This is a genomic window from Pseudomonas sp. NPDC088368 (assembly GCF_044753445.1).
GTDB classification, from domain to species: domain Bacteria; phylum Pseudomonadota; class Gammaproteobacteria; order Pseudomonadales; family Pseudomonadaceae; genus Aquipseudomonas; species Aquipseudomonas bambusae.
The window spans coordinates 617,422-639,544 of the sequence record NZ_JBIVNG010000002.1; the positions used below are offsets into that span (position 1 = coordinate 617,422).

Consider the following 22,123-nt stretch of genomic DNA (forward strand, 5'->3'; position numbering starts at 1 on the left):
CGGTTCCCGGCAGATCGCGAGCAAGCAACGCTCCCACGGCCTTCGGCCAGAATCAACCGCAAGCGTTTGTGCACATAGATCTGCTTCTGCCGAAGGCGTGGGAGTGCCGGGGTGGCGTTCCACCTTGCCTACGATCTGGCGCGCAGCGGCAGTAAAACCTGACGCCTCGGTGTGTCAGGCATGGCGCATCCCTCATCCCTCATCCGAAAAAACGCACCTCTGCCACGCCACGCACTCCAACCACTGCATTCCTGAAAAAGAGGCAGCGGCCATGGGTTCTCACACCCCCGATCACGATCCCGTCGATCCTTCCGACGACACCCCCGAATTCCCCTTGTCGGCGCCGATCAAGCCCGACGACCCGGAGCGGCGCAGCGAGCAGTCAAAAGCGGAAACCGAAGGCTGCGTCCCAGAGCAAGCGGATGAAAAACGACCGTCGCGGCCATGAGGCCATTTCGCGGGTTGTGCCGTAAGTCTTCGCCACGAATGATGATTGCGCTTGGAAAGCGGCGCCAAACGCGAAAGAATGCGTCTTTCGTCGTGCGTATCGTTCGCACCGCTGACGATCACTGGCGGAGGGAGCACATTTGAACCAGCTAAGACGCCTCAAGAGCGGAATTCAGGGGCTGGATGAATTGTTGAAGGGAGGCTTCGTCGCGGGCTCCTCCTACATCATTCAAGGCCGCCCCGGTTCAGGCAAAACCATTCTGGCCAACCAGATCGGCTTCAACCATGCCCGCGACGGCGGTCGCGTGCTGTTCGCGACCCTCCTGGCCGAACCTCATGAGCGGCTGTTCCAGTTCCTTTCGACCCTGAGCTTTTTCGACAAGGACAAGATCGGCGACCAGATCCAGTTCGTCAGCGCTTTCGACACCATGGAAAACGACGGGCTGGACGAAGTGGTCAAGCTATTGCGCCGTGAGATCGTTCGACAGAAGTCCACGGTCATGATCCTCGACGGGTTGCTCAACGCCCGTTCCCGCGCCGATTCGCCGCTCAACACCAAACGTTTCATCTCCGAATTACAGGGTCACGCTGCGTTCGCCGGCTGCACGGTGTTTTTCCTCACGAGCTCTCAGCTGGACGACGGCAGTCCTGAGCACACGATGGTTGATGGCGTGCTGGAGTTGGGCGAAGAGCTGGTGGGCGTCAAATCCATCCGCCGCATCAAGATGCGCAAGACCCGTGGCAGTGGCGCCATTCCCGGCGCCCACGAGTGCGAAATCACCGAAGACGGCTTGGTGGTCTACCCGCGTCTTGAAAGCACGCTGACGCACTCGGCGATGCGTGACAGCGATCACATCACCGTTGTCCCTTGCGGCGTGCCGACACTGGACCGGCTGATCGGCGGCGGGCTGATGGCTTCGTCGGTGACCTTGCTGATGGGACCGTCGGGCTCCGGGAAAACCTCGTTTGGCCTCAGCTTCCTCGGACAATCGACGGCGGAGGAGCCGGGGCTGCATTTCGGTTTTTACGAATCGCCACAGCGCTTGCGCTTGAAAGCCGCTTCGTTGGGCATGGACTTCGCGGCCCTCGAAGCCTCGGGAGCGTTGACGATTGTGTGGAAGTCCATCACCACCGAGCTGATCGACAAGCTCGCGCTGGATCTGCTACGCACAGTTGAGGAAAAGTCCATCAAACGCGTGTTCCTCGACAGCCTCGGCGGCATGGCCCGGGTGGCCGCGGACAAATCGCGCATTCTCGACCTCTACACCGCGTTGATGGGCGAGCTGCGCGCGCGCAATGTCACGGTCGTCGCGTCGTGGGAAGTCATCAGTCTTTTGGGTGGCGAGATAGACGCCCCGGCGCCCGACTTGTCGTGCATCGTCGACAACCTGCTGGTGCTGCGGTTCGTGCAGGAATCGGCTGAACTTAAACGCCAGCTGTCCATTCTTAAAATAAGGGACAACCCCTACGATCCGGCATTACTGGAGGTGGTCTTCAGCGATCAGGGTCTCGACGTCAAAAAGGTTCATTTCCATGCCCCTGGCTCAACCCATCACGCCTAAAGGTCGCCGCCGCGATCTCGCCTGCGGCGGGTTGAGCGGACCGGGGGCGCTATGACCACGATCTTGATCGTCGACGACGAATACCTGATTGCCGATGTGCTCAGTTTCGCCCTTGAAGACGAGGGCTACCTGACGGTGACCGCTGGCAGCGGTCAGCGCGCCCTGACCATTCTGGAGCGGGAGCGGCCTCAACTGATCATCACCGATTACATGATGCCGGGGATGAACGGCATCGAGCTGGCGGAGACCGTGCGGGCACACAAGACACTGAATGAGATTCCCATCATGCTCATGAGCGGCGCTCAGGCGCATTTGGGCATGGCGCGCCGGGACCTGTTCCTTGAGGTATTCGACAAACCGTTCGACATCCACGCCGTGGTAGACCGGGTCAAATCCCTCCTCAAACCGGACGGGGCGTAAAGCAAAACTGGCCGCTCAAGCTCCCCATCCACCTTCATAGCCTTCGAGGCCAGCATGCAACCACCCGCGCCGTCATCAGGACTGCTTTCCCAGGAAGACCGCTATCGGATGCTGGTCGATGCGGTGTTCGATTACGCGATTTACATGATCGACACCGCCGGGATCGTCTGTAGCTGGAACTCCGGCGCGCGGCGAATCAAGCAGTACGACGAGGCTGACATCCTTGGTCGCTCGTTTTCCTTGTTCTACACCGAAGAAGATCGTCTCGCAGGCCTGCCACAGCGTGCGCTGTCCATCGCCGCAACGTCTGGACGTTACGAGGGAGAAGGCTGGCGAGTGCGCAAGGACGGCACGCGGCTGTGGGCGCTGGTGGTCATCGACCCGATTCATGCCGCTGACGGCACGTTGATTGGCTTCGCCAAAGTCACCCGCGACCTCACCGAGCGGCGCCAGGCCGAGGAAGCCCTGCGTCGCAGTGAGCAGCAATTCAGCCTGCTGGTGCAGGGCGTCACGGATTACGCGCTGTACATGCTCGACCCGACAGGCATCGTCACCACCTGGAACGCGGGCGCTCAGCGCATCAAGGGTTACAAGCCGGAAGAGGTGATCGGCCAGCACTTTTCGCTGTTCTTCGAACCCGCCGAAGCGCAGGCAGGCATGCCGCAACGCTCGCTGGACATCGCCGTGCGCGAAGGGCGCTTCGAGGGCGAGGGCTGGCGGGTGCGTAAGGACGGCTCGCGGTTTCTGGTGCACGTGGTCATCGACCCGATTCGCGATCAGGGCGGTGTCATCATCGGCTTTGCCAAGATCACCCGTGACGTGACTGACTCGGTCATGGCGCAGACCGCGTTGAAAGAGGCGAGGGAAGCGCTCTATCAATCGCAGAAAATGGAATCCATTGGCCAGCTCACGGGCGGCATCGCTCACGACTTCAACAACCTGCTGACGGTGATTCTTGGCAGTCTGGGCATCGTCAAGAAGCGGCTGTCCGGCGATGCAAAAACCTTGTCCCTGCTCGACAACGCCATTGCCGCCGCCCATCGGGGTTCATCCCTCACCCAGCGCATGCTGGCGTTTGCGCGGCGTCAGGAGCTGGCGCCGGAGCCCGTCGACGTGGGCACGTTGATTCGCGGCATGTCCGAGCTGCTGGGGCACTCGCTGGGGGCGAACATCTCGGTGGACACCCGATTCCCACTGCTGCTGCGGCAGGTGTTCGTCGACGCCGGTCAGCTGGAAATGGCGATCATGAACCTGATGATCAACGCCCGGGACGCCATGCCGAACGGCGGCAACATTGAAGTCTCAGCCCGGGAAGCCGCGTTTTGGCGTTCGCCGGAATCGACCGAAGAGCCGTTCATCTGCATCTCGGTGGCCGACACCGGCACCGGGATGGATGAGGCCACGCTGCAACGGGCGATGGAGCCGTTCTTTACCACCAAGGGGCTGGGCAAAGGCACTGGTCTGGGCTTGTCGATGATTCACGGCCTGGCCGAACAGTCGGGCGGCAAACTGGTCCTGAAAAGCCAACCCGGCCACGGCACGATCGCTGAGCTGTGGCTGCCCATTTCAAAGGTGGCGAGCGAACCGAGCCCCATGGCGAACGAAACCCTCCCGCGCATTGCGGCGCTCCCCACCCAACAGCTCAAGGTGCTGTTTGTCGACGACGATCCGCTGGTGGTGCTGAGCACCCGGGCCATGATCGAGGACCTGGGGCACAGGGTTCTGACCGCCAGCGATGGCGACGAGGCATTGGCCCTGATTCGCGAGCACAACGATTTCGATCTGGTGATCTCTGATTACGTCATGCCCGCGATGTCCGGTTCCGAGCTGGCCGAGCAGATCTCCCGCTTGCGCCCGGCCTTGGCGATCATCATTTCCTCGGGGTTCACCGACACGGTTTCGCCCTTGGCCCAGCGCTTGCCGCGCTTGCCCAAACCGTTCAACCAGGCAGAGCTGGCGCGGGCCATCGCTTCGATTGGCTCTTAAGCGTCGCTAGGTGCGCGCCGACTAGCGCAGAACAATGATTTTCGACACCAGATCGGCGCTGTTTCGTGCTTGCAGCTTTTTCATCAGGCGTGCGCGATGGACTTCGACGGTGCGGTGGGAAATCGACAGTTTGCGGGCGACCTCTTTACACGTCAGGCCGTTGACGATGTGCGCGGAAATCTCGCGTTCTCTGGGCGTGAGATTGACGGTGGGGCGAATGGCCCGGTCCATGCGCTCGAAGTGCCAGACCATTAACTGGAAGGGTTCGTCAGGGGTCAGGGTGTAGCCGTTGGCCCGCGCCCAGAACACCTCGCCGCTCTGGTGCTGCATGAAACGCTCGTCGGAATACGCGCCGTTGCGGGCGTTGCGCAACCAGCTCAGGCTACGCTCGCCGATGGCCTGATAGTCGGCCTGTGAGGGGTAGAGCTTCAAAATCAACTGATCGGCCAGCTCGTCGCGCTGATAGCCAAACAGCTTCAGAAAGGCGTCGTTGAAGTCCAGCATGCGACGATTGCCGGTGATGACCTGAGGCGCGGGAGACACTTGAAACGCCAGCCGTTCCAGGTCCTGCAGGTGGTCGGACTCATCTTTCATCGCGCTGTCTCGCTGTTTTTATTGTCGTCTTCCAGACCAGTATCGGCTTTTGGAACTACTCATCCCTATACGTAGTTGTACGAACTGGCGAGGGGGCTTCGTGGTGGGCATTGTAAAGAACGCCTGCTCATTGCGAAGGAGAAAATAAAAATGATCAATGACGCCGTATCCATCGTTGCCGCCGGTCACAGCCGGTTCGGGCGACTGGACAACACCACCCTTGAAGACCTGATCGTGCAAGTCACGCGTCAGGCCCTGGACGATGCCGCGATTGACGCCTCGGAAATCGACGCCATCTTCCTCGGGCATTTCAATTCCGGGCTGGTCCCCGACGGTTTTCCGGCCTCACTGGTGCTGCAAGCCGACCCTGCCTTGCGCTTCAAACCCGCCACCCGCTGCGAGAACGCCTGTGCCTCTGGCTCTGCTGCGATTCAAGCCGGGATCAACGCGATCCGCTCCGGCACTGCCGAACTGGTGCTGGTGGTCGGTGCCGAGAAGATGACCTCCAACACCACCGCGCAGGTCACCCAGGCCCTCGCCGGTGCCGGGTATCAGAACGATGCCGAAGAGGCCGGCCTGAGTTTTCCTCAACTGTTTGGCATTGCCGCCGCCCAGTATCGCGACCGCTACCAAAGCCCGATGTCGGCGATGGCGGCGATTGCCGCGAAAAACCACGCCAACGCGATGGCCAACCCGCTGGCGCACATGCACAAGGCGATGCCGTTCGAACACTGCAACACGGTGTCCGACAGCAACCCGGTGATTGCCTCGCCCTTGCGCCTGAGCGACTGCTCGCTGATCACCGACGGTGCGGCAGCGATCATCCTCGCCTCGCCAAAACGTGCCCGTCTGTTTCGCCGTGAAGTGCTGATTCGTGGTGCGCGTCAGGTCAACGACGTGTTGCCCATCGCCCAACGCGACATTCTTGCCTTCGAAGGCCCGCAGCGGGCGATTCACGCGGCGCTGCGTCAGGCCGAGGTGACGCTGGCCGATATCGGGTTCGCCGAAGTCCATGACTGTTTCACCATCGCCGAACTGCTCATCTACGAAGCCATGGGCCTGGCGCCGAAAGGCGAGGGCCATCGCGCGCTGGACGACGGCATCGTGCAGGCGGGCGGGCGTCTGCCCGTCAATCTGTCAGGCGGCCTCAAGGCCAAAGGGCATCCGGTCGGTGCTACCGGCGTGTCGATGCACGCGATGGCGTTCCATCAACTGACCGGCAATCCCATCGGCCTTGCCGCGCCGGAGGCCGAATTCGGGCTGCTGTTCAACATGGGCGGCATGGCCGTCGCCAATTACGCCACCGTGCTGCAAGCGCGGAGGGCCTGACCATGAACATCGCTCATTGGTTGAACGATGCGGCCCGGCGCTGGCCCGAACGCCCGGCACTGTTTCGCGGTACGGAACAGGTCGCGGACTACGCCGAATTCGCCCGACGCGTGCGGGTGCGGGCAGCTTTTCTGCGTGAGGAATACGGCGTGCAGCCGGGGGACCGGGTCGCGCTGTTCATGAAGAACTGCTGCGAATACCTGGAGCTGTTTTACGCCATCTGGTGGATCGGCGCGGTGGCGGTGCCGATCAACTGCAAACTGCACGCCGCCGAAGCCGGCTGGATCGCCGAAAACGCCGAAGCGCGGCTGATGGTCACCGATGACGGCCAGGTGTTCGCGGCCGGAGAGTTGCCTGTCCCGTGTACGGAAGTGGCGGTTCACGGGTCGCTGGCTGCGCTGGCGACCGCACGTGAAGCGCTGAACGTGCCTGCTTCGCGCAACACCGATGACCTCGCGTGGCTCTTCTACACCTCAGGCACGACGGGGCGGTCCAAGGGCGTGATGCTGTCACACGGCAACCTCATGGCCATGTCGCTGTGTTACCCGCTGGATGTGGATCAGGTGTCTGCCGACGATGCCGTGGTGTACGCCGCGCCGATGTCCCATGGCGCCGGGCTGTACAACTTCATCCATGTGCGCTGCGGCGCCCGGCATGTGGTGCCCGAGTCGCGCGGGTTCAAGGCGGCGGAGCTGTTCGATCTGGCGCGGGGGCTGGAGCAGGTGTCGCTGTTCGCGGCACCGACCATGGTCAAGCGCATGGTCGAAGAGGCCAAGCGTCAGGGCTATTCCGGCGAGGGTCTGAAAAGCGTGATCTACGGTGGCGCGCCGATGTACGTGGCGGATCTGCGTGAAGCGGTGGAGGTGTTTGGTCCACGGTTGATTCAGATCTACGGCCAGGGTGAAAGCCCGATGACGGTGACTGCCTTGGGCCGTCAGGCCATCGCGGATCGTGCCAACCCGAATTGGGAACGCTGGGTGGCGTCGGTCGGCATGGCGCAGTCCTGTGTCGAAATCAAAATCGTCGATGCCCAGCGGCACGCGGTTGCCAGCGGGCAGGCCGGAGAAATCGCCGTGCGCGGCGCGACCGTGATGCAGGGGTACTGGCGCAACGAAGTGGCGACCCGCGAAACCCTCGTCGATGGCTGGTTGTTCACAGGCGACATCGGGTATCTCGACCCGGATGGCTGCCTGACCCTGACCGACCGCTCCAAGGACGTGATTATTTCCGGCGGCAGCAACGTGTACCCCCGCGAAGTCGAGGAAGTGCTGGCCACGCACCCCGGCGTTTTCGAAGTTTGCGTGGTCGGTGAAGCGGACGCGGAGTGGGGCGAATCGGTGGTGGCGTTCGTCGTGGCGCGTGAAGAGCAGGCAGTCGATCAGCACGGCTTGAACGAGTGGTTCGTCTCGCGCATGGCCTCGTTCAAAAAGCCGAAAAAGTACGTGTTCTGCGCCGAACTGCCGAAAAACAGCTACGGAAAAGTGCTCAAGACCGATCTGCGGCTCTGGTTGAAGGAGCGCAGCGCGGCGGCGGTGTGAGCGCACCGTTTCACCATGATGTTTTTCCTTGAATAACAACAAAAGACAGGAATACAACAATGGCAACTCAACAGCAAAATCCCGAACGGCAACGTCGCCGCGCCTTCATCGGCGCGATTTCCGGCCACCTTATCGAATGGTATGACTACGGCGTCTACGGCTTTCTGGCGGTGTACATCGGCGGTGCGTTTTTCGTTTCCGACAACCCCACCACCAGCCTGCTGAGCAGCTTCGCCGCGTTCGCGCTGAGCTTTTTCATGCGACCGCTGGGTGGGCTGTTCTTCGGTCCGCTGGCCGACAAGATCGGTCGTCGCAAGACCCTGATCACGGTGTTGATGATGATGGCCGGTTCGACCTGCCTGCTCGGATTCCTGCCGACCTACGCGTCGATTGGCCTCGCCGCGCCGGTGCTGCTGATCCTTATCCGCTGCGTCCAGGGCTTCTCGGCCGGTGGCGAGATCGGCACCATCACCAGCTTCATCTCCGAGTACGCCGGGCCCGGTCGCCGTGGGTTTTCCACCTGCTGGCTGATGGTCACGGCGGTATTGGGGCTGCTGCTCGGTGGCGCCGTCGCCAATGGCATGACCTGGGTGTTGGGCGCGGAGACGATGCAATCGTGGGGCTGGCGTGTGCCGTTCCTGATCGCCGGCCCCATGGGGATGATCTCGATGTACATCCGTCTGAAACTCGAAGACAGCCCGGAATTCCTCGCGCTGCAAAAAGCCGGGGAGACTTCCAAGGCGCCGCTGCGTGAGGTCTGGCAGTGGAAGCGGGCGATTGCGCTGGTGTTTTTCATCATTACGCTGCACAGCTCGATCTTTTATCTGGTGCTGACCTTCGCCTCGACCTACATGTCGCGCATCCTCAAGTTCGACAGCGGCACCACGCTGTTCTACGTGTTCATCGCCAGCCTCGCGGCGGCGTTCGTCATGCCGCTGGGCGGGGCGTTCACCGACCGTTACGGGCGCAAGCCATTCCTGATGGTGGTGGGCGTGCTGGCGACGATGGCGATGTACTGGTTCTTTAAAGCGGCACCGACCGCAACGCCTGCCACGTTCATCTGGCCGTTGATGGCCGTGGCGATCCTGTTCGGGCTGTACGCGTCGTCGACTTACGCAACCATGAGTGAGCTGCTGCCAACGCGCATTCGCTCGACCGGTATCGCGGTGGCGTACAACATTCCGGTGGCTGTGTTCGGTGGCAGCGCACCATTGATTTCGACCTGGCTGATTCAGCAAACCGGCGACATCAGTTCACCGTGGTACTTCTACATCGGCACCGGGATCGCGTCGCTGATTGCCCTGACGTTGCTGCGCCAGGAAGATTTCGTGGCGTGCACCCATGCGGCGCAACCTGCATCGAACGAGCGGGACACCGGGTCTTCATCTTCGGCGTTCCCCGTCACACCTGCCTCCGAATCCAGCCACAGCACCGCGGCCTGATTCGTCCCGACTGCGTCGCACCCTCTGAGCGGTGCGACGCAGGCCGTTCTCCCTCGATGTGTCGCGTTTTCCTCAGGCTTGTGCCGGTCTGCGGCGTCCCGATATGCGTCCGCCGCCATCCGCTTTTCGCGCCTCCGTTCCATGTCATGAAAAATTAAGTGGCATATACCCGTATTTGTGAATATCGTGGCATATGCCGCCTTTTCTGGACGGGCTTTGTCGATCGGATCGACCTGGACGTCGGAGCGCCGTCGGGCCGTTTGTGCCTGATCTGCTTCGACATTGATGTTTCACGCTTGTCTGGATACTTGCATGCTTGGCCTCGTACGCGTTGCTTTGAGACGACCGTATACGTTTGTCGTTCTCGCCGTTTTGATCCTGATCGTCGGGCCCCTGGCGGCTCTGCGCACACCCACTGACATCTTTCCGGAGATCCGCATCCCGGTCATTGCCGTCATCTGGCAGTACACCGGCCTGTCGCCGGACCAGATGGCCGGGCGCGTGGTCTCGCCGTTCGAGCGGGTGCTCACCACCACGGTCAACGACATCCGCCACATCGAAGCGCAGTCGTTGAACGGCTTCGGGATCGTCAAAGTGTTCTTCCAGCCGGGCGTCAATATCAGCACCGCCAACGCCCAGTTGACCTCCGTGTCTCAGGCGATCCTGCGTAACCTGCCGCCGGGCACGGTGCCGCCGTTGATCCTCAATTACAGCGCCTCGACGGTGCCTATCGTGCAACTGGCGCTGTCCGGCCAGAACCTGAGCGAGCAGAAACTGGGCGACATCGGCCTCAACACCGTCCGCCTGATGCTCACCACCGTGGCGGGGGCATCGTTGCCGTACCCCTTCGGCGGCAAGACCCGTCAGGTGCAGATCGACCTGGACCCGGCGCAGATGCAGGCGCGGGGACTGTCCGCTCAGGACGTGGCCAACGCGCTGGCCACCCAGAACCAGATCACCCCCGTGGGCACCCAGAAAATCGGGGGCTACGAGTACATGTTGCAGTTGAACAACTCGCCGGTGGCGTTCAAGGACCTCGAAGACCTGCCGATCAAAACCGCCAACGGCACCACGGTGTTGATCCGTGACGTCGGCACGGTCAAGGACGGCAGCCCGCCGCAGACCAACATCGTGCACGTCAACGGCAAACGGTCCGTGCTGATTCCGGTGCTCAAGACCGGCTCGGCGTCGACCCTCGGGGTGATTGAGGGCATCAAGGACAAGCTCGCCGATTCCAAGGCCCAGTTGCCCGATAACTTGAACATCGACCTGATCGGCGACCAGTCGCTGTTCGTCCGTGCGGCCATCAGCGGTGTCGCACGGGAAGGCCTCATCGCTGCTGCGCTGACGAGCTTGATGATCCTGTTGTTCCTGGGCAGTTGGCGTTCGACCGTGATCATTGCGGTGTCCATTCCCTTGGCGATTCTGTCGTCGATTGCCACGCTGTCGGCGCTGGGCGAAACCCTGAACATCATGACCCTCGGAGGGTTGGCGCTGGCCGTCGGCATCCTGGTCGACGACGCCACGGTGACCATCGAAAACATCAACTGGCACCTGGAACAGGGCAAACCGGTGGAAACGGCGATCATGGACGGTGCCGCGCAGATCGTGACGCCGGCCTTCGTTTCGTTGCTGTGCATCTGCATCGTGTTCGTGCCGATGTTCTTCCTCGACGGCGTCGCCCGCTTCCTGTTCGTGCCGATGGCCGAAGCGGTGATTTTCGCGATGATCGCTTCGTTCATCCTGTCGCGAACACTGGTTCCGACGATGGCGAACTACCTGCTCAAGCCCCACAACCTGGAAGAAGAGGGCGCCCACACGCCGGTCAGCCGCAATCCGCTGGTGCGGTTTCAGCGGGGTTTCGAAGCGCGTTTCGAACGGGTGCGGGATGGCTATCATGGGCTGCTCGCCGCTGCGCTCGATCACCGCAAGGTGGTGATGATCAGCATCCTCGCCTTCGTCGTCGCGTCTTTCGCGCTGGTGCCGACCTTGGGCCGCAACTTCTTTCCGGCGGTGGATTCCGGGCAGATCCTGATGCACGTGCGCGCCCCGGTCGGCATGCGGGTCGAAAGCACGGCGCAACTGATCTTCGACGTGGAGAATGCCGTGCGGCGGGTGATTCCGGCTGCGGAGCTCAAAGCGGTGGTGGACAACATCGGCCTGTCGATCAGCGGTATCAACACCGCGTACAACACCACCGGCACCGTGGGTTCTCAAGACAGTGACATTCAGATCAGCCTGAGCGAAGACCACCTGCCGACGGCCGAGTACGTGCGTCAGTTGCGTGAGCAGTTGCCCCGTGAATTTCCCAACGCCGTGTTCTCGTTCCCACCGGCGGACATCGTCGGGCAAATCCTCAACTTCGGTTCTTCGGCCCCGGTGGACGTGCAGATCACCGGTAATAACCTGTCGGGCAACTTCACCTACGCCAACACCTTGCTGCGCGAGATTCGCCGCGTGCCGGGCGTTGCCGATGCGCGGATTCAGCAATCCCAGCAATTGCCGACGTTCAAGGTCGACGTGGACCGGACCCGCGCGCAACTGCTCGGGATCAGCGAAAGGGATATCACCAACAGCCTGGTGGTCAACCTCGCGGGTTCGAGTCAGGTGGCACCGACGTTCTGGCTCAACACCGCCAACGGTGTGTCGTACCCCATCGTGCTGCAAACCCCGCAGTACAGCCTCGACAAGTTGGCGCAGTTGTACAACCTGCCGCTGACCTCTACGTCCTCGACCGGCAGCGGACAGATTCTCGGCGGCCTGGCGTCGGTGGCGCGGACCCACAGCAACTCCGTGGTCACCCAATCCGACATCCAGCCCGTGGTGGAGATCCTCACCTCGGTGCAGGGCCGTGACCTCGGCGGTGTGGCAGCAGACATCCAGAAGATTCTGGCCGCTCACGCCAACGACGTGCCGAAAGGCTCGAAAGTGGCGCTGCAAGGTCAGTCAACAACGATGAACAGCGCCTTCAGCGGCATGTTGTTCGGGCTGCTGGGGGCCGTCGTGCTGATCTACCTGCTGATCGTGGTCAACTTCCAGTCCTGGAGCGACCCGTTCGTGATCATCACCGCATTGCCTGCGGCCCTGGCGGGCATCGTCTGGATGCTCTTTGTCACGCACACGCCGTTGTCGGTGCCAGCGTTGACGGGGGCGATCATGTGCATGGGGGTGGCGACGGCCAACGCCATTCTGGTGGTCAGCTTCTGCCGCGAACGGTTGGCCGTGCACGGCAACCCGTTGCAGGCCGCGCTGGAAGCCGGGTTTACCCGCTTCCGTCCGGTTCTGATGACCGCCATTTCGATGATCATCGGCATGGCGCCCATGGCCTTGAGCCTGGGCGAGGGCGGTGAGCAAAACGCGCCACTGGGCCGTGCGGTGATCGGCGGTCTGTGCTTCGCCACTGTGGCCACGTTGTTCCTGGTTCCCATCATTTTCAGCCTCGTTCACGCACGCGACAGTCGCGCCCGCGTCCAGGCCACTGCTTCTCAAGGGTTTTGACATGCTCAACGACACTCCTATAACCCAACGTCAACCACGCGTCAGCGGCTGGCGAGCGAATCTGGGTCTGCTGATTGCGCTGGTCGTGGTCGCCGCCGTGGTGTTCGTCGGTCTCACGGCCCGCGCCAGTGAATCGAAAGACCTGAAAACCTGGACCGATGCCCAGGCGCTGCCCAGCGTGATCGTCATCAGCCCGGCTGCGCCCACCCAAGGTTCGGCGCTGATTTTGCCGGGGCGCCTGGAAGCCTGGTCGCGGGCGGCAATCTTTGCCCGTGTCGGCGGTTACCTGAAATCCTGGAAAGCTGACATCGGCGCCAAGGTCAAGGCCGGGCAATTGCTCGCCGAGATCGACACCCCTGAGCTGGATCAACAATTGCTCCAGGCACGCGCCGATCTGGCCACCGCCAAAGCCAACGCCACGCTGTCCCAGACCAGTGCCAAACGCTGGCAGGCGATGCTGGCGTCGGACTCGGTTTCCAAGCAGGAGGTCGACGAGCGTAACGGCGATCTCGCGGCGAAACAGGCACAGGTACAGGCGGCTCAGGCCAACGTCGAGCGGCTGTTGGCGACCAAGGGTTTTCAACGGTTGGCCGCACCGTTCGACGGCGTGGTGACCGCGCGTAGCACCGACGTTGGCGCGCTGATCAACGCAGGCAGCACGGCCAGCGGTCAAGAGCTGTTCGCCGTGTCCGACGTCAGCCATTTGCGGGTCTACGTTCAAGTGCCGCAGAGTTATGCGCCGCAGGTGAAGGCCGGTGCAACGGCGCGACTGAGCGTGCCCGAATACCCGCAGGAACAGTTCAAAGCCACCGTCATTGCCTCGGCGGATTCGGTGAACGCGTCGTCGGGCAGCACGCTGGTGCAGCTGCAAGTCGATAACCCCGCCGGTCGTTTGCTGCCGGGCGCCTACACCAGCGTGCGCTTCGACCTGCCGATTCAACCCAACGTCGTGCGGCTCCCGGCCAGTGCCTTGCAATTCGACGCCCAAGGCATGCGCGTCGCGACCCTCGATCAGAACGACCACGTGCTGTTCAAGACCGTGACCATCGCTCGGGATTTCGGTGATTCGGTGGAAATCGGTTCGGGCCTCGCCCCCACGGACCGCGTCATCGACACGCCGCCCGATGGTTTGAACGACAACGACCCTGTGCAGATCGCCAAACCCGCCGAGGCCAAACCCCATGGTTAAGCAGAGCATGCTGTTGATGGCGATGCTGGGGCTGGGCGCATGCTCCCTCGCGCCGGACTACACCGTGCCGTCGGTGCCCACGGCGCAACAGTACAAAACCCAGGGGCCGTGGAGCGTCGCCACGCCCAGTGATCAGATCAGTCGTGACGGTTGGTGGCAGGTCTACAACGACCCGCAATTGGACGCGTTGCAGCAGCAACTGCTGGCCAACAACCCGACCTTGAGCGCAGCGCTGGCGCATTACGCTCAGGCTCAGGCGTTCGTGGCCCAAGTGAACTCAGCGTTGTTGCCCACGGTGAAGCAGATCGGCAACGCGCAACGAATCCGCCAGTCTGATACGCGACCGTTGCGTGCCAGCACCACGGACGACGTCTACAACTCCGGCACCCTGGGTTTGCAGATCGACTACGAAGTGGACCTCTGGGGCCGCGTGCGCAATTCGGTGGCGGCGGGTACTGACGAAGCGCAAGCCTCGCTCGCCGACCTGGCGTCTGCGCGGCTGAGCCTGCAAGCGCAACTGGCCGACAGCTACGTGCGCCTGCGCGGCCTGGATCAGCAGACCCACCTGCTGGAACAGACGACCCAGGCGTTCAGCCGCGCGGTGGACCTGACCCAAGGCTTGCACGACGGCGGCATCGTCTCCGGGCTGGATGTCGCGCGGGCTTCTTCGCAGCTGTCGTCGGCCAAGTCGCAGCTCAAGCAAAACAACGTGCAACGGACGCTGCTTGAACATGCCATTGCGGCGTTGACCGGCGCCTCGGCGTCACAGTTCAGCATCGCGCCGAGCACCGCAGCCTTGCCATTGCCCACGGTGCCGACGGGTGTGCCGTCGACCTTGCTCCAGCGTCGACCTGATATTGCCGCCGCCGAGCGACGCATTGCCGCCGCCAACGCACGCATCGGTGTGGCCCGCGCCGCCTGGTTCCCCACGCTGACCCTGAGCGCCCAAGGCGGGTACCAAAGCAGCGAGTTCGCCAATCTGCTCAGCGCACCCAACCTGTTCTGGGCCGTGGGGCCGTCGCTGGTGACCACGTTGTTCGACGGCGGCTTGCGTCAGGCCCAGGTGGACGCGGCGAAAGCTGCGACGGATGAGGCGGGTGGCAAATACCGGGCGCAGGTGTTGGCGGCGTTCGAGCAGGTCGAAGACAACCTGTCGATCATTGATGGCTTGGGTTCGGCGCTGGAGGATCAGCGCGCGGCGGCGGAAGCGGCGCAGTACAGCGAAAACCTCTCGCTGGCCCGTTACAAGCAGGGGGCGATTGGTTATCTGGACGTGGTCGTCGCGCAAACCGCGTCGTTGCAGGCGCAACGCAGCGTGCTGGATTTGCAGACCCAACAACTGGCGGCGAGTGTCGGGCTGGTCAAGGCGTTGGGGGGAGGGTGGAACGTGTCGGAGCTGGCATTGCGTTGATCTTAAGTGTCATCTGAGCGATTCAACCGAAGATGTGCGGACTCTCAGCTTCTAAAAATGGCGCTCTTATCGCCAAGGAATTTGATAACTGTCATTTATGACAGTTATCAACCGGCGCACATGCTCGAACAATAGGCTCGTAAGAAAGGCGTTGATTGGACGTCACGCGCTAAACGTTTGCATGGAGATTTAGAAAATGGAAAGTGAGGAGTTGATTGTTGAAACATTGAAAGAAGCGCCGACCGGTGACACGCCTAATACGGGAGATACTGTCGTTATCCACTATGTAGGGAAGCTGATGGACGGTACGACGTTCGATTCTTCTCGTGATCAAGGACAGCCGCTGGAGTTTGTATTGGGTGGCAAGCAAGTGATTGTCGGTTTGGATCAAGGCGTTCAAGAAATGAGAGTTGGCGAGTTGGCTAAATTAACAATCCCGCCTCATCTTGGATATGGGCAGGCGGGTAGAGGGCCAATACCGTCAAATGCGACACTCAATTTTGAAGTCGAGCTACTCGCAATCAAAAAAGGAAATTAGGACCCTTTTGGTCACTTCGACCGTTGAGTCTGCTACTTCGAAGTTGCCCTGCACTTGAGGAGGCCCCGCTGAATCCACGACTCAGCGGGGCTTGCGTGGATCGGGATCAATCAACGCTGATAGGCGGCCTTGTGCAAGGTCACAAACGCCTGGACCGTCATCGGCGCGACGCCGGTGACGTCGGCGATGATCGAGTCTTCACCCTCGAACACGCCATGCTGGTAGTCCTGCGCCACTTCAATCAGGTGCTGACGCAGGAACGGGCCCAGACCCGATTCCGCCATTTCTTTCTCGTATTGCTCAAGGCTGATGTCCACGTAGGTGATGGTGCGGCCCAGCACTTCGCCCACGGCATCGGCCACGCCCTGCTGGCTCAGTTCCACCGGGCCGTTGAGGTTGTAGGTCTTGCCGGCATGAGGCTGTGGGTTCTGCAGGATGGCGGCGATCAGTCGGGCCTGATCTTCCGCCGCGATGGGGGCGTGGCGGCCATTGCCGAACGGCAGGCGAATCTCGCCGCGCTCGACGATGTGTTTGCGCCAATGCGGGTAGAGCAGCCATTGGGCGAAGTAGGTCGGACGCAGGTGCGTGGTCGCCAGCCCTGACCAGTCGAACACCCGCTCGGCGGTGTAATGGCTCAAGGCAGCGTTGCTCTTGGCGACGCGGCGGGCGGAGATCTGCGACATGTTCACCAGCGAGGTCACACCGGCCTCTCTTGCCGCCAGGGCGAAGCGGGCGCTGGCGTCGATGATGCCGGGGTGGATCGGGTACACGAAGTAGGCCGATTCGATGCCTTCTAGCGCGGCGCGGAGGGAGTTCAGGTCCTGGAAATCCCCGAACACCACTTCCGCGCCCAGTTCGAGCAAGGCGTCGGAGCGATGATCTTCGCCCCGTACCAGCGCACGCACGGGAATGTTTTTCTGGCGCAGGATCTCGACCGTTGCATGGCCTGTTTTACCGGTGGCGCCGGTGACGAGCAGTTTGGGTGTAGACATGGTAGATCCTCGAAGATTGAGAGTGCCTGTACGACAACAGTAGATGTATGATGGGTGTAATTCACATTAGATGGTGACCTAAATCTAATGTCAACACCGCATGGGATATTCGGATCGAAGGAGGGGGTTCAATGCGCAAGAGCAGACTGGAAACCGCTGCGACAAGGCAGAAAATCATCGAGGCGAGCCGGATCGAATTTCGTCGTCACGGCATCGACGGCAGCGGTTTGACGGCGCTGATGGCCGCGGCAGGCATGACGCAAGGCGGCTTTTACAAGCACTTTGCGTCTAAGGCGGAGTTGGTTGAGGAAGCGGCCAAAGCGTCTGTCGAGCATCAGGTGCGGACGCTGGGGCGGTTGGCGGCAGCGGGTGGCTCGGGCGACGCGTTCAACGCATCGGTTGCGACGTACCTGAGCGTGCAACATCGGGATGAAAGCGCCGGTTGCCCGTTTGCAGCATTGGGCAGCGAACTTGCCAGAGCTTCAGAGCCGGTGAAAGCGGTTGCGGTGGACGGTTTCGAGCAAACGCTGACGTTGCTGACCGAACAATTGGCCGCCGCCCGCCCCGCATCGGACGCCTCTCCGTCGAATCGCGATCACGCCATGCTGAGCCTGTGCGCGATGATCGGCGCGCTGACCATTGCCCGGATGGGCGAGGAGCAGCCGCTGTCAGAGGAGGTTCTCGGGACGGTCCGTCGGCAATTACAGGTTCAGACTTCGCCACCGGCTAGCGATTGAACCGCTCCGCCAGGCTGTGAAGGTACTGGGCCATCTGCTCCAGCTCTCGGCTGATGCTCGACCCTTGTTGCGCCTGGCCTGCGCTCTGGTCACAGAGTTGCGCGATGCGGTTGATCTGCTGGTTGATGCTTTCGGCCACGTGGGTTTGTTCCTCGGACGCCGAGGCCATTTGCTGGCTCATCCCGGTGATGCGCGACACCGCCTGGCTGATGCCACTCAGCGCGTGTTGCACGGCTTCGACGCTGGTCACGCTTTCCTGCGACATGGCCTGGCCCCTCGTCGCGGTGGCCACGGCACGGTTCGCGCCTTCGCGCAATTCGCCAATGATCCCCTGAATCTGCTCGGTGGATGTCTGTGTGCGCGATGCCAATGAACGCACTTCATCGGCCACCACCGCAAACCCTCGGCCCTGTTCCCCGGCGCGTGCCGCTTCAATGGCCGCATTGAGGGCCAGCAGGTTCGTCTGCTGCGCTATGGAATTGATGACGTCCACGACACTGCCGATGGATTGCGTCGCACTGGCCAGCTCGCCCACCGCTTCACCGATTTCAGACACGGAGTTGGCCATGTGGCGGATCGCCAACAGGCTGTCGTCGGCCAAGCTGCGTCCCTGTTGGGCGAGGTTGTCCGCCTCAAGCGCAGCGTTGGCGGTGTTCTGCACGTTATGGGTCACTTCCTGAATCGTCGCGGCCATTTGCGTGATCGCGGTCGCCGATTGATCGGTTTCGCTGCGTTGCTGGTCGAGGGCTTCGGCCTGCAACAGCGACAGGCTGGCGGACTGACCAGCACGCTGTTTGACGTTTTCCCCGGCATCCACCAGCCGCGTCAGCGCGGTTTGCAGGCGCGCTTCCTCGCTGAGCAACGCCAAATCCAGACGCGCCTGCGGGCCGCGGTTATCGCTGTAGGTCAAGGCGATCAAAGGGTCGGTGAAGGCTTTGGGGTGTTCGTCCAGCAGGGCTTTGAGCGTCTGGTTTTGCCGCCATTCCAGAAACACGCTGAGGGCGACCAGCGTCAGCAGCATGGCCGCCAGCTCCGAATGATCGGCCAATAAATAATTGCAAACGCCGAGAATCACCGCGGCGATGATCAGCGGCAGTTGGCGGGCCAGGTGATAGCGGGCGGTTTCAACACCGGAAACGGCAGACTTGCCCGCTCGCAGGCGCGCGTACAGCGCCTCGGCCCGACGCACCTGCTCGCGGGTCGGGAGCGCCCGAACGGACTCGAACCCCGCGATCTTACCGTGCTCGTAGATCGGCGTGACGTAAGCGCTGACCCAGTAAAAGTCGCCATTCTTCGCGCGGTTCTTCACCACGCCCATCCACGGCTTGCCTTGCTTGAGGGTCTCCCACATGTGGGCGAACACCGACGGCGGCATGTCGGGGTGACGAACGAGGTTGTGGGGCTGGCCGATCAGTTCTTCGCGGGTAAAACCGCTGAGGGCGACGAAAGCATCGTTACAGTAGGTGATGTGACTGCTGAGGTCGGTGGTGGAAATCAAACGCTCGTTAGCGGCAAAAGTACGTTCCTGTTGTGTAACCGGCATGTTCAAACGCATAGACCGACTCATCCCTGACAGTGCTGAAGTGCTTGCCAGTAGGTGTAGCACAACATTGCCGACGCCGACGAACGGTGCCCGGCAATGGGAGTCCGTTCCCAGAAACCGGGCAATCGACGCGGCGGTCAGTTGCCGTCGGCGACCTTGCGCTCGATGGCGTCGGTCTTGCGTTTCAGCTCTTCGGCTTCCTGTTCCTTGGTGCGAATCGACGTCGGAGTGATGACTTCATCCACGGCGCGGGTGTCGTCGTCGCGGTCTTCGAGATCGCGCTCGACCACGTTCACGGGCTTGCCGGACGCGTCGGTAGGTGGGGCGTTGGTGGGACGGGTGGAGGCGTTGCGGTCGTCGTTACTCATGTCAGTATCCTCAGGGGGCTTGAACGTTGGAGGACAGCGCGCAAGACGAGTTCGAGGAATTTGCGGGGTGTTACATGAGCACGCTGCTCAAATCCCGGGCAGAAAAAAGCCCGCTGGGGAAGACGGGCTTAAAGAGGATCAAAAGGAGTAGGTGCAGACTGAACCTTGCGACGTGAACATTTCGTGAAAACGGATTTATGACTGATTCCTATTTAGAAAATCACGACGAACGGTCAAGTCTTACGGGCGAATGCCATGCGCTTCAGGGGCTTATGTGCACGGGATTCTGCCAGAAGGACGGGTCAGCACTCTTCAAGCGCTCGACAGCATTGTTGATGTGGGTGAGGGCGGCCTGGCGGGCAGCTTCCGAATCGCGAGCGGCGATGGCGTCGTAAATGGCGACATGTTCGATGCGCACGGTGCTGGCCATTTCCTGACGGCGTTCTTCATTGGAGCGGGTGATGCGGATGGCCTCTTTCACAAACTGGGCGATGAACTCGTGCAAAGACGGGTAAAGCGGGTTGCCCGTGGCGTGGGAAATCGACAGGTGATACGCCAGGTCTTCCTCGACGCCGTCATGGCCTTCGTGTTCGGCGGTATCAATGGCTTTCAGCGCACGCTCGATGGTCTCCAGTTGTTGACGGGTGTGACGCTGGGCGGCGAGGGCGGCCGCTTCGCCCTCAATGCCCCGGCGTAATTCCGTGACGCGCAGCACCGCTTCGATGGAGCCGCCGACGTCCACGTCGATGGTGAACGCCTTGATGTGCGCGCCTTCGCAGACCACGGTCCCGCTGCCCTGACGCACTTCAACCAGACCCGCCGACTTCAGCCGGGAAATCGCTTCTCGCACCACCGTGCGGCTCACCCCATAGCGCTCGCAGAGCACAGGCTCCGTGGGCAGGCGCGTGCCGGGAAGGGCTTCGCCGTTGGCGATATGCGCTTTGAGTGCGGCCGTGACCTGATCCGCCAGTGTGCCTTTGGAGGCGTCTTTCAGGCTGGAGGGGGCATTCGGGCGCGGGGTCAGGTCGGAGGCGGACATGGAAATCTCATGTTTCAAATGAATGAACGTTACTGCATTTCCGGCGCCACGTCCCGTGCAGGGAGGTTGTTGAATTCGTATGACGTATTATGTTACTTGTTATGTCGCACGCTGTTCTGCCCCCGACATTCGCCCACTACAAAAACAAAGGGATGGGAAAGAAATGAGTGAATCCTTGACGCAAGGCGCCATCGGCACGCCCGCCGCCGATGCCTCCGAAGACGCGGCTTACCGCAAGGCGGCGTGGCGCATTCTGCCGCTCCTGCTGTTGTGTTACCTGGTGGCCTACCTCGATCGGGTCAATGTCGGTTTTGCCAAACTGCAAATGTCCGATGACCTGCATTTCTCCGAAGCGGTATACGGCCTCGGCGCGGGCATCTTCTTCATCGCGTACTTCCTGGTTGAAATCCCCAGCAACCTGATCCTGCACAAGGTCGGCGCCCGACTGTGGATTGCGCGGATCATGATCAGTTGGGGCGTGATCTCGTCCTGCATGGCCTTCGTGACCACGCCGATGTCGTTCTACATCATGCGTTTCCTGCTGGGGCTGGCCGAGGCCGGTTTTTACCCGGGCGTCATTCTGTACCTGTCGTACTGGTTTCCGACCCACCGTCGCGGGAAGATGTTTGCGTTGTTCGCCAGCGCTGTGCCGCTGTCGGGCCTGGTGGGTGCGCCGCTGTCCGGCTGGATCATGGCGGTGTTCGACGGCGCTCACGGTTGGGCAGGGTGGAAGTGGCTGTTCTTCATCGAGGGCCTGCCGTCGGTGGCCATCGGCATTCTGGTGATCTTCTGCCTGAGCGACCGCATCTCCCACGCGGGCTGGCTGACCCAGGAACAGAAAACCCTGCTGCAATCGCGCATCGACGCCGAAAGCCACTCCCACGAAGCCCACAGCGTGCGCGACGTGTTCCGCCAGCCGCGCATCTGGCTGCTGACCGCGATCTATTTCTGCATGATCGCGGGCTTTTACACCGTCGGTTTCTGGCTGCCGACGCTGGTCCGTCAGGCCGGCGTGACCGACGTGCTGCACATCGGCCTGCTGACCGCGATTCCATACGGCGCGGCCGTCGCGACCATGCTGCTGGTGTCGCGCCACGCGGACCGGGTGCGTGAACGCCGCTGGCATCTCGCACTGACGGCCATCGTCGGCGCCATCGGTTTGATCATCGCGGCGACCTGGAGCAGCAGTTTCACGATGTCGATGATCGGCCTGACCCTCGCCGCCATGGGCGCCCTCAGCACCTTGCCGCTGTTCTGGAGCCTGCCGACGGCGTTCCTCGGGGGCACGGCGGCCGCTGCGGGGATCGCGTTGATCAACTCGTGCGGCAACCTCGCTGGGTTCGTGTCGCCGTATCTGATCGGCTTCCTCAAGGACATGACCCAAAGCACCACCATTGGCCTGTACGTGATGGCGGGTGCACTGATCCTCGGGTCGGTGTTGATCTTCCGGATTCCCGCAAAACTCGTTAACCGTTGAGCAACAGGAGTGA

The 22,123-nt window shown here is 61.8% G+C and carries 18 protein-coding genes; 13 read left to right on the top strand and 5 right to left on the bottom strand.

Annotation, left to right across the window (positions count from 1 at the left end):
- Positions 1-271 precede the first annotated feature (271 nt).
- The 4 genes from ACIQAL_RS06285 (at position 272) to ACIQAL_RS06300 (ending at position 4,415) form a co-directional block, all read left to right on the top strand.
- Positions 272-448 carry a hypothetical protein gene (locus tag ACIQAL_RS06285; RefSeq protein WP_401143652.1) on the top strand — a complete coding sequence of 59 codons (177 nt, stop codon included), beginning with the start codon at positions 272-274 and terminating at the stop codon, positions 446-448.
- Positions 449-587: 139 nt separating this feature from the next.
- Positions 588-2,009, top strand: coding sequence for an ATPase domain-containing protein (locus ACIQAL_RS06290; protein ID WP_401143654.1), 1,422 nt, complete (start codon positions 588-590; stop codon positions 2,007-2,009).
- A gap of 51 nt (positions 2,010-2,060) precedes the next feature.
- On the top strand, positions 2,061-2,429 hold the full coding sequence (locus ACIQAL_RS06295; RefSeq protein ID WP_341958136.1) for a response regulator: 369 nt from the start codon (positions 2,061-2,063) through the stop codon (positions 2,427-2,429).
- A gap of 54 nt (positions 2,430-2,483) precedes the next feature.
- On the top strand, positions 2,484-4,415 hold the full coding sequence (locus tag ACIQAL_RS06300; RefSeq protein WP_401143656.1) for a PAS domain S-box protein: 1,932 nt from the start codon (positions 2,484-2,486) through the stop codon (positions 4,413-4,415).
- 21 nt (positions 4,416-4,436) lie between these two features.
- Here the strand turns inward: ACIQAL_RS06300 and ACIQAL_RS06305 are convergent, their stop codons facing one another.
- Entirely contained in the window at positions 4,437-5,009 is a 573-nt protein-coding gene (locus ACIQAL_RS06305; protein ID WP_401143658.1) for a LuxR C-terminal-related transcriptional regulator, read from the bottom strand.
- Positions 5,010-5,159: 150 nt separating this feature from the next.
- Here ACIQAL_RS06305 and ACIQAL_RS06310 point away from each other — a divergent pair, with 150 nt between their 5' ends.
- The 7 genes from ACIQAL_RS06310 to ACIQAL_RS06340 all read left to right on the top strand — a co-directional run bounded on the left by ACIQAL_RS06310 (position 5,160) and on the right by ACIQAL_RS06340 (position 15,954).
- On the top strand, positions 5,160-6,338 hold the full coding sequence (locus tag ACIQAL_RS06310; protein WP_401143661.1) for an acetyl-CoA acetyltransferase: 1,179 nt from the start codon (positions 5,160-5,162) through the stop codon (positions 6,336-6,338).
- Between the two features lie 2 nt (positions 6,339-6,340).
- Positions 6,341-7,876, top strand: a complete 1,536-nt coding sequence (locus ACIQAL_RS06315) for a class I adenylate-forming enzyme family protein (protein ID WP_401143662.1) — start codon at positions 6,341-6,343, stop codon at positions 7,874-7,876.
- A 59-nt stretch (positions 7,877-7,935) separates the two neighbouring features.
- Positions 7,936-9,318, top strand: coding sequence for an MFS transporter (locus ACIQAL_RS06320; protein ID WP_401143664.1), 1,383 nt, complete (start codon positions 7,936-7,938; stop codon positions 9,316-9,318).
- Positions 9,319-9,630: 312 nt separating this feature from the next.
- Positions 9,631-12,816, top strand: a complete 3,186-nt coding sequence (locus ACIQAL_RS06325; RefSeq protein WP_401143667.1) for an efflux RND transporter permease subunit — start codon at positions 9,631-9,633, stop codon at positions 12,814-12,816.
- A gap of 1 nt (position 12,817) precedes the next feature.
- Positions 12,818-14,005 carry an efflux RND transporter periplasmic adaptor subunit gene (locus tag ACIQAL_RS06330; protein ID WP_401143669.1) on the top strand — a complete coding sequence of 396 codons (1,188 nt, stop codon included), beginning with the start codon at positions 12,818-12,820 and terminating at the stop codon, positions 14,003-14,005.
- Positions 13,998-15,416, top strand: coding sequence for an efflux transporter outer membrane subunit (locus tag ACIQAL_RS06335; protein WP_401143672.1), 1,419 nt, complete (start codon positions 13,998-14,000; stop codon positions 15,414-15,416). The genes ACIQAL_RS06330 and ACIQAL_RS06335 overlap by 8 nt, the downstream gene beginning before the upstream one ends.
- A gap of 196 nt (positions 15,417-15,612) precedes the next feature.
- Entirely contained in the window at positions 15,613-15,954 is a 342-nt protein-coding gene (locus tag ACIQAL_RS06340) for an FKBP-type peptidyl-prolyl cis-trans isomerase (RefSeq protein ID WP_401143675.1), read from the top strand.
- Between the two features lie 110 nt (positions 15,955-16,064).
- On the opposite strand, the gene ACIQAL_RS06345 is transcribed toward ACIQAL_RS06340, so the two are convergent.
- Positions 16,065-16,946, bottom strand: a complete 882-nt coding sequence (locus tag ACIQAL_RS06345; RefSeq protein ID WP_401143677.1) for an NmrA family NAD(P)-binding protein — start codon at positions 16,944-16,946, stop codon at positions 16,065-16,067.
- A 131-nt stretch (positions 16,947-17,077) separates the two neighbouring features.
- On the opposite strand from ACIQAL_RS06345, the gene ACIQAL_RS06350 reads away from it, so the two are divergent.
- The gene (locus ACIQAL_RS06350; protein ID WP_401143680.1) at positions 17,078-17,683 is read left to right on the top strand and encodes a TetR/AcrR family transcriptional regulator; all 606 of its coding nucleotides are present in this window, start codon (positions 17,078-17,080) and stop codon (positions 17,681-17,683) included.
- Here the strand turns inward: ACIQAL_RS06350 and ACIQAL_RS06355 are convergent.
- The 3 genes from ACIQAL_RS06355 to ACIQAL_RS06365 form a co-directional block, all read right to left on the bottom strand.
- Positions 17,673-19,226, bottom strand: coding sequence for a methyl-accepting chemotaxis protein (locus tag ACIQAL_RS06355; protein WP_401143683.1), 1,554 nt, complete (start codon positions 19,224-19,226; stop codon positions 17,673-17,675). The two genes, ACIQAL_RS06350 and ACIQAL_RS06355, sit on opposite strands and share 11 nt — an antisense overlap.
- A gap of 137 nt (positions 19,227-19,363) precedes the next feature.
- Positions 19,364-19,594: a hypothetical protein gene (locus ACIQAL_RS06360; protein ID WP_401143686.1), complete on the bottom strand. Its 231-nt coding sequence runs from the start codon at positions 19,592-19,594 to the stop codon at positions 19,364-19,366.
- A 262-nt stretch (positions 19,595-19,856) separates the two neighbouring features.
- The gene (locus tag ACIQAL_RS06365; protein ID WP_401143689.1) at positions 19,857-20,633 is read right to left on the bottom strand and encodes a FadR/GntR family transcriptional regulator; all 777 of its coding nucleotides are present in this window, start codon (positions 20,631-20,633) and stop codon (positions 19,857-19,859) included.
- Positions 20,634-20,796: 163 nt separating this feature from the next.
- Between ACIQAL_RS06365 and ACIQAL_RS06370 the strand changes: the two genes are divergently transcribed.
- A complete protein-coding gene (locus ACIQAL_RS06370; RefSeq protein ID WP_401143692.1) occupies positions 20,797-22,110 on the top strand; it encodes an MFS transporter in 1,314 nt (437 codons plus the stop codon).
- Positions 22,111-22,123 lie beyond the last annotated feature (13 nt).

Bases quoted from the DNA above. Each gene is read 5' to 3' on its own strand.
- ACIQAL_RS06370 (WP_401143692.1), top strand. From the start codon at position 20,797: ATGAGTGAATCCTTGACGCAAGGCGCCATCGGCACGCCCGCCGCCGAT.
- ACIQAL_RS06310 (WP_401143661.1), top strand. From the start codon at position 5,160: ATGATCAATGACGCCGTATCCATCGTTGCCGCCGGTCACAGCCGGTTC.
- ACIQAL_RS06315 (WP_401143662.1), top strand. From the start codon at position 6,341: ATGAACATCGCTCATTGGTTGAACGATGCGGCCCGGCGCTGGCCCGAA.
- ACIQAL_RS06325 (WP_401143667.1), top strand. From the start codon at position 9,631: ATGCTTGGCCTCGTACGCGTTGCTTTGAGACGACCGTATACGTTTGTC.
- ACIQAL_RS06340 (WP_401143675.1), top strand. From the start codon at position 15,613: ATGGAAAGTGAGGAGTTGATTGTTGAAACATTGAAAGAAGCGCCGACC.
- ACIQAL_RS06360 (WP_401143686.1), bottom strand. From the start codon at position 19,594: ATGAGTAACGACGACCGCAACGCCTCCACCCGTCCCACCAACGCCCCA.
- ACIQAL_RS06355 (WP_401143683.1), bottom strand. From the start codon at position 19,226: ATGCCGGTTACACAACAGGAACGTACTTTTGCCGCTAACGAGCGTTTG.
- ACIQAL_RS06365 (WP_401143689.1), bottom strand. From the start codon at position 20,633: ATGTCCGCCTCCGACCTGACCCCGCGCCCGAATGCCCCCTCCAGCCTG.
- ACIQAL_RS06300 (WP_401143656.1), top strand. From the start codon at position 2,484: ATGCAACCACCCGCGCCGTCATCAGGACTGCTTTCCCAGGAAGACCGC.
- ACIQAL_RS06345 (WP_401143677.1), bottom strand. From the start codon at position 16,946: ATGTCTACACCCAAACTGCTCGTCACCGGCGCCACCGGTAAAACAGGC.
- ACIQAL_RS06350 (WP_401143680.1), top strand. From the start codon at position 17,078: ATGCGCAAGAGCAGACTGGAAACCGCTGCGACAAGGCAGAAAATCATC.
- ACIQAL_RS06295 (WP_341958136.1), top strand. From the start codon at position 2,061: ATGACCACGATCTTGATCGTCGACGACGAATACCTGATTGCCGATGTG.
- ACIQAL_RS06320 (WP_401143664.1), top strand. From the start codon at position 7,936: ATGGCAACTCAACAGCAAAATCCCGAACGGCAACGTCGCCGCGCCTTC.
- ACIQAL_RS06305 (WP_401143658.1), bottom strand. From the start codon at position 5,009: ATGAAAGATGAGTCCGACCACCTGCAGGACCTGGAACGGCTGGCGTTT.
- ACIQAL_RS06285 (WP_401143652.1), top strand. From the start codon at position 272: ATGGGTTCTCACACCCCCGATCACGATCCCGTCGATCCTTCCGACGAC.
- ACIQAL_RS06330 (WP_401143669.1), top strand. From the start codon at position 12,818: ATGCTCAACGACACTCCTATAACCCAACGTCAACCACGCGTCAGCGGC.
- ACIQAL_RS06335 (WP_401143672.1), top strand. From the start codon at position 13,998: ATGGTTAAGCAGAGCATGCTGTTGATGGCGATGCTGGGGCTGGGCGCA.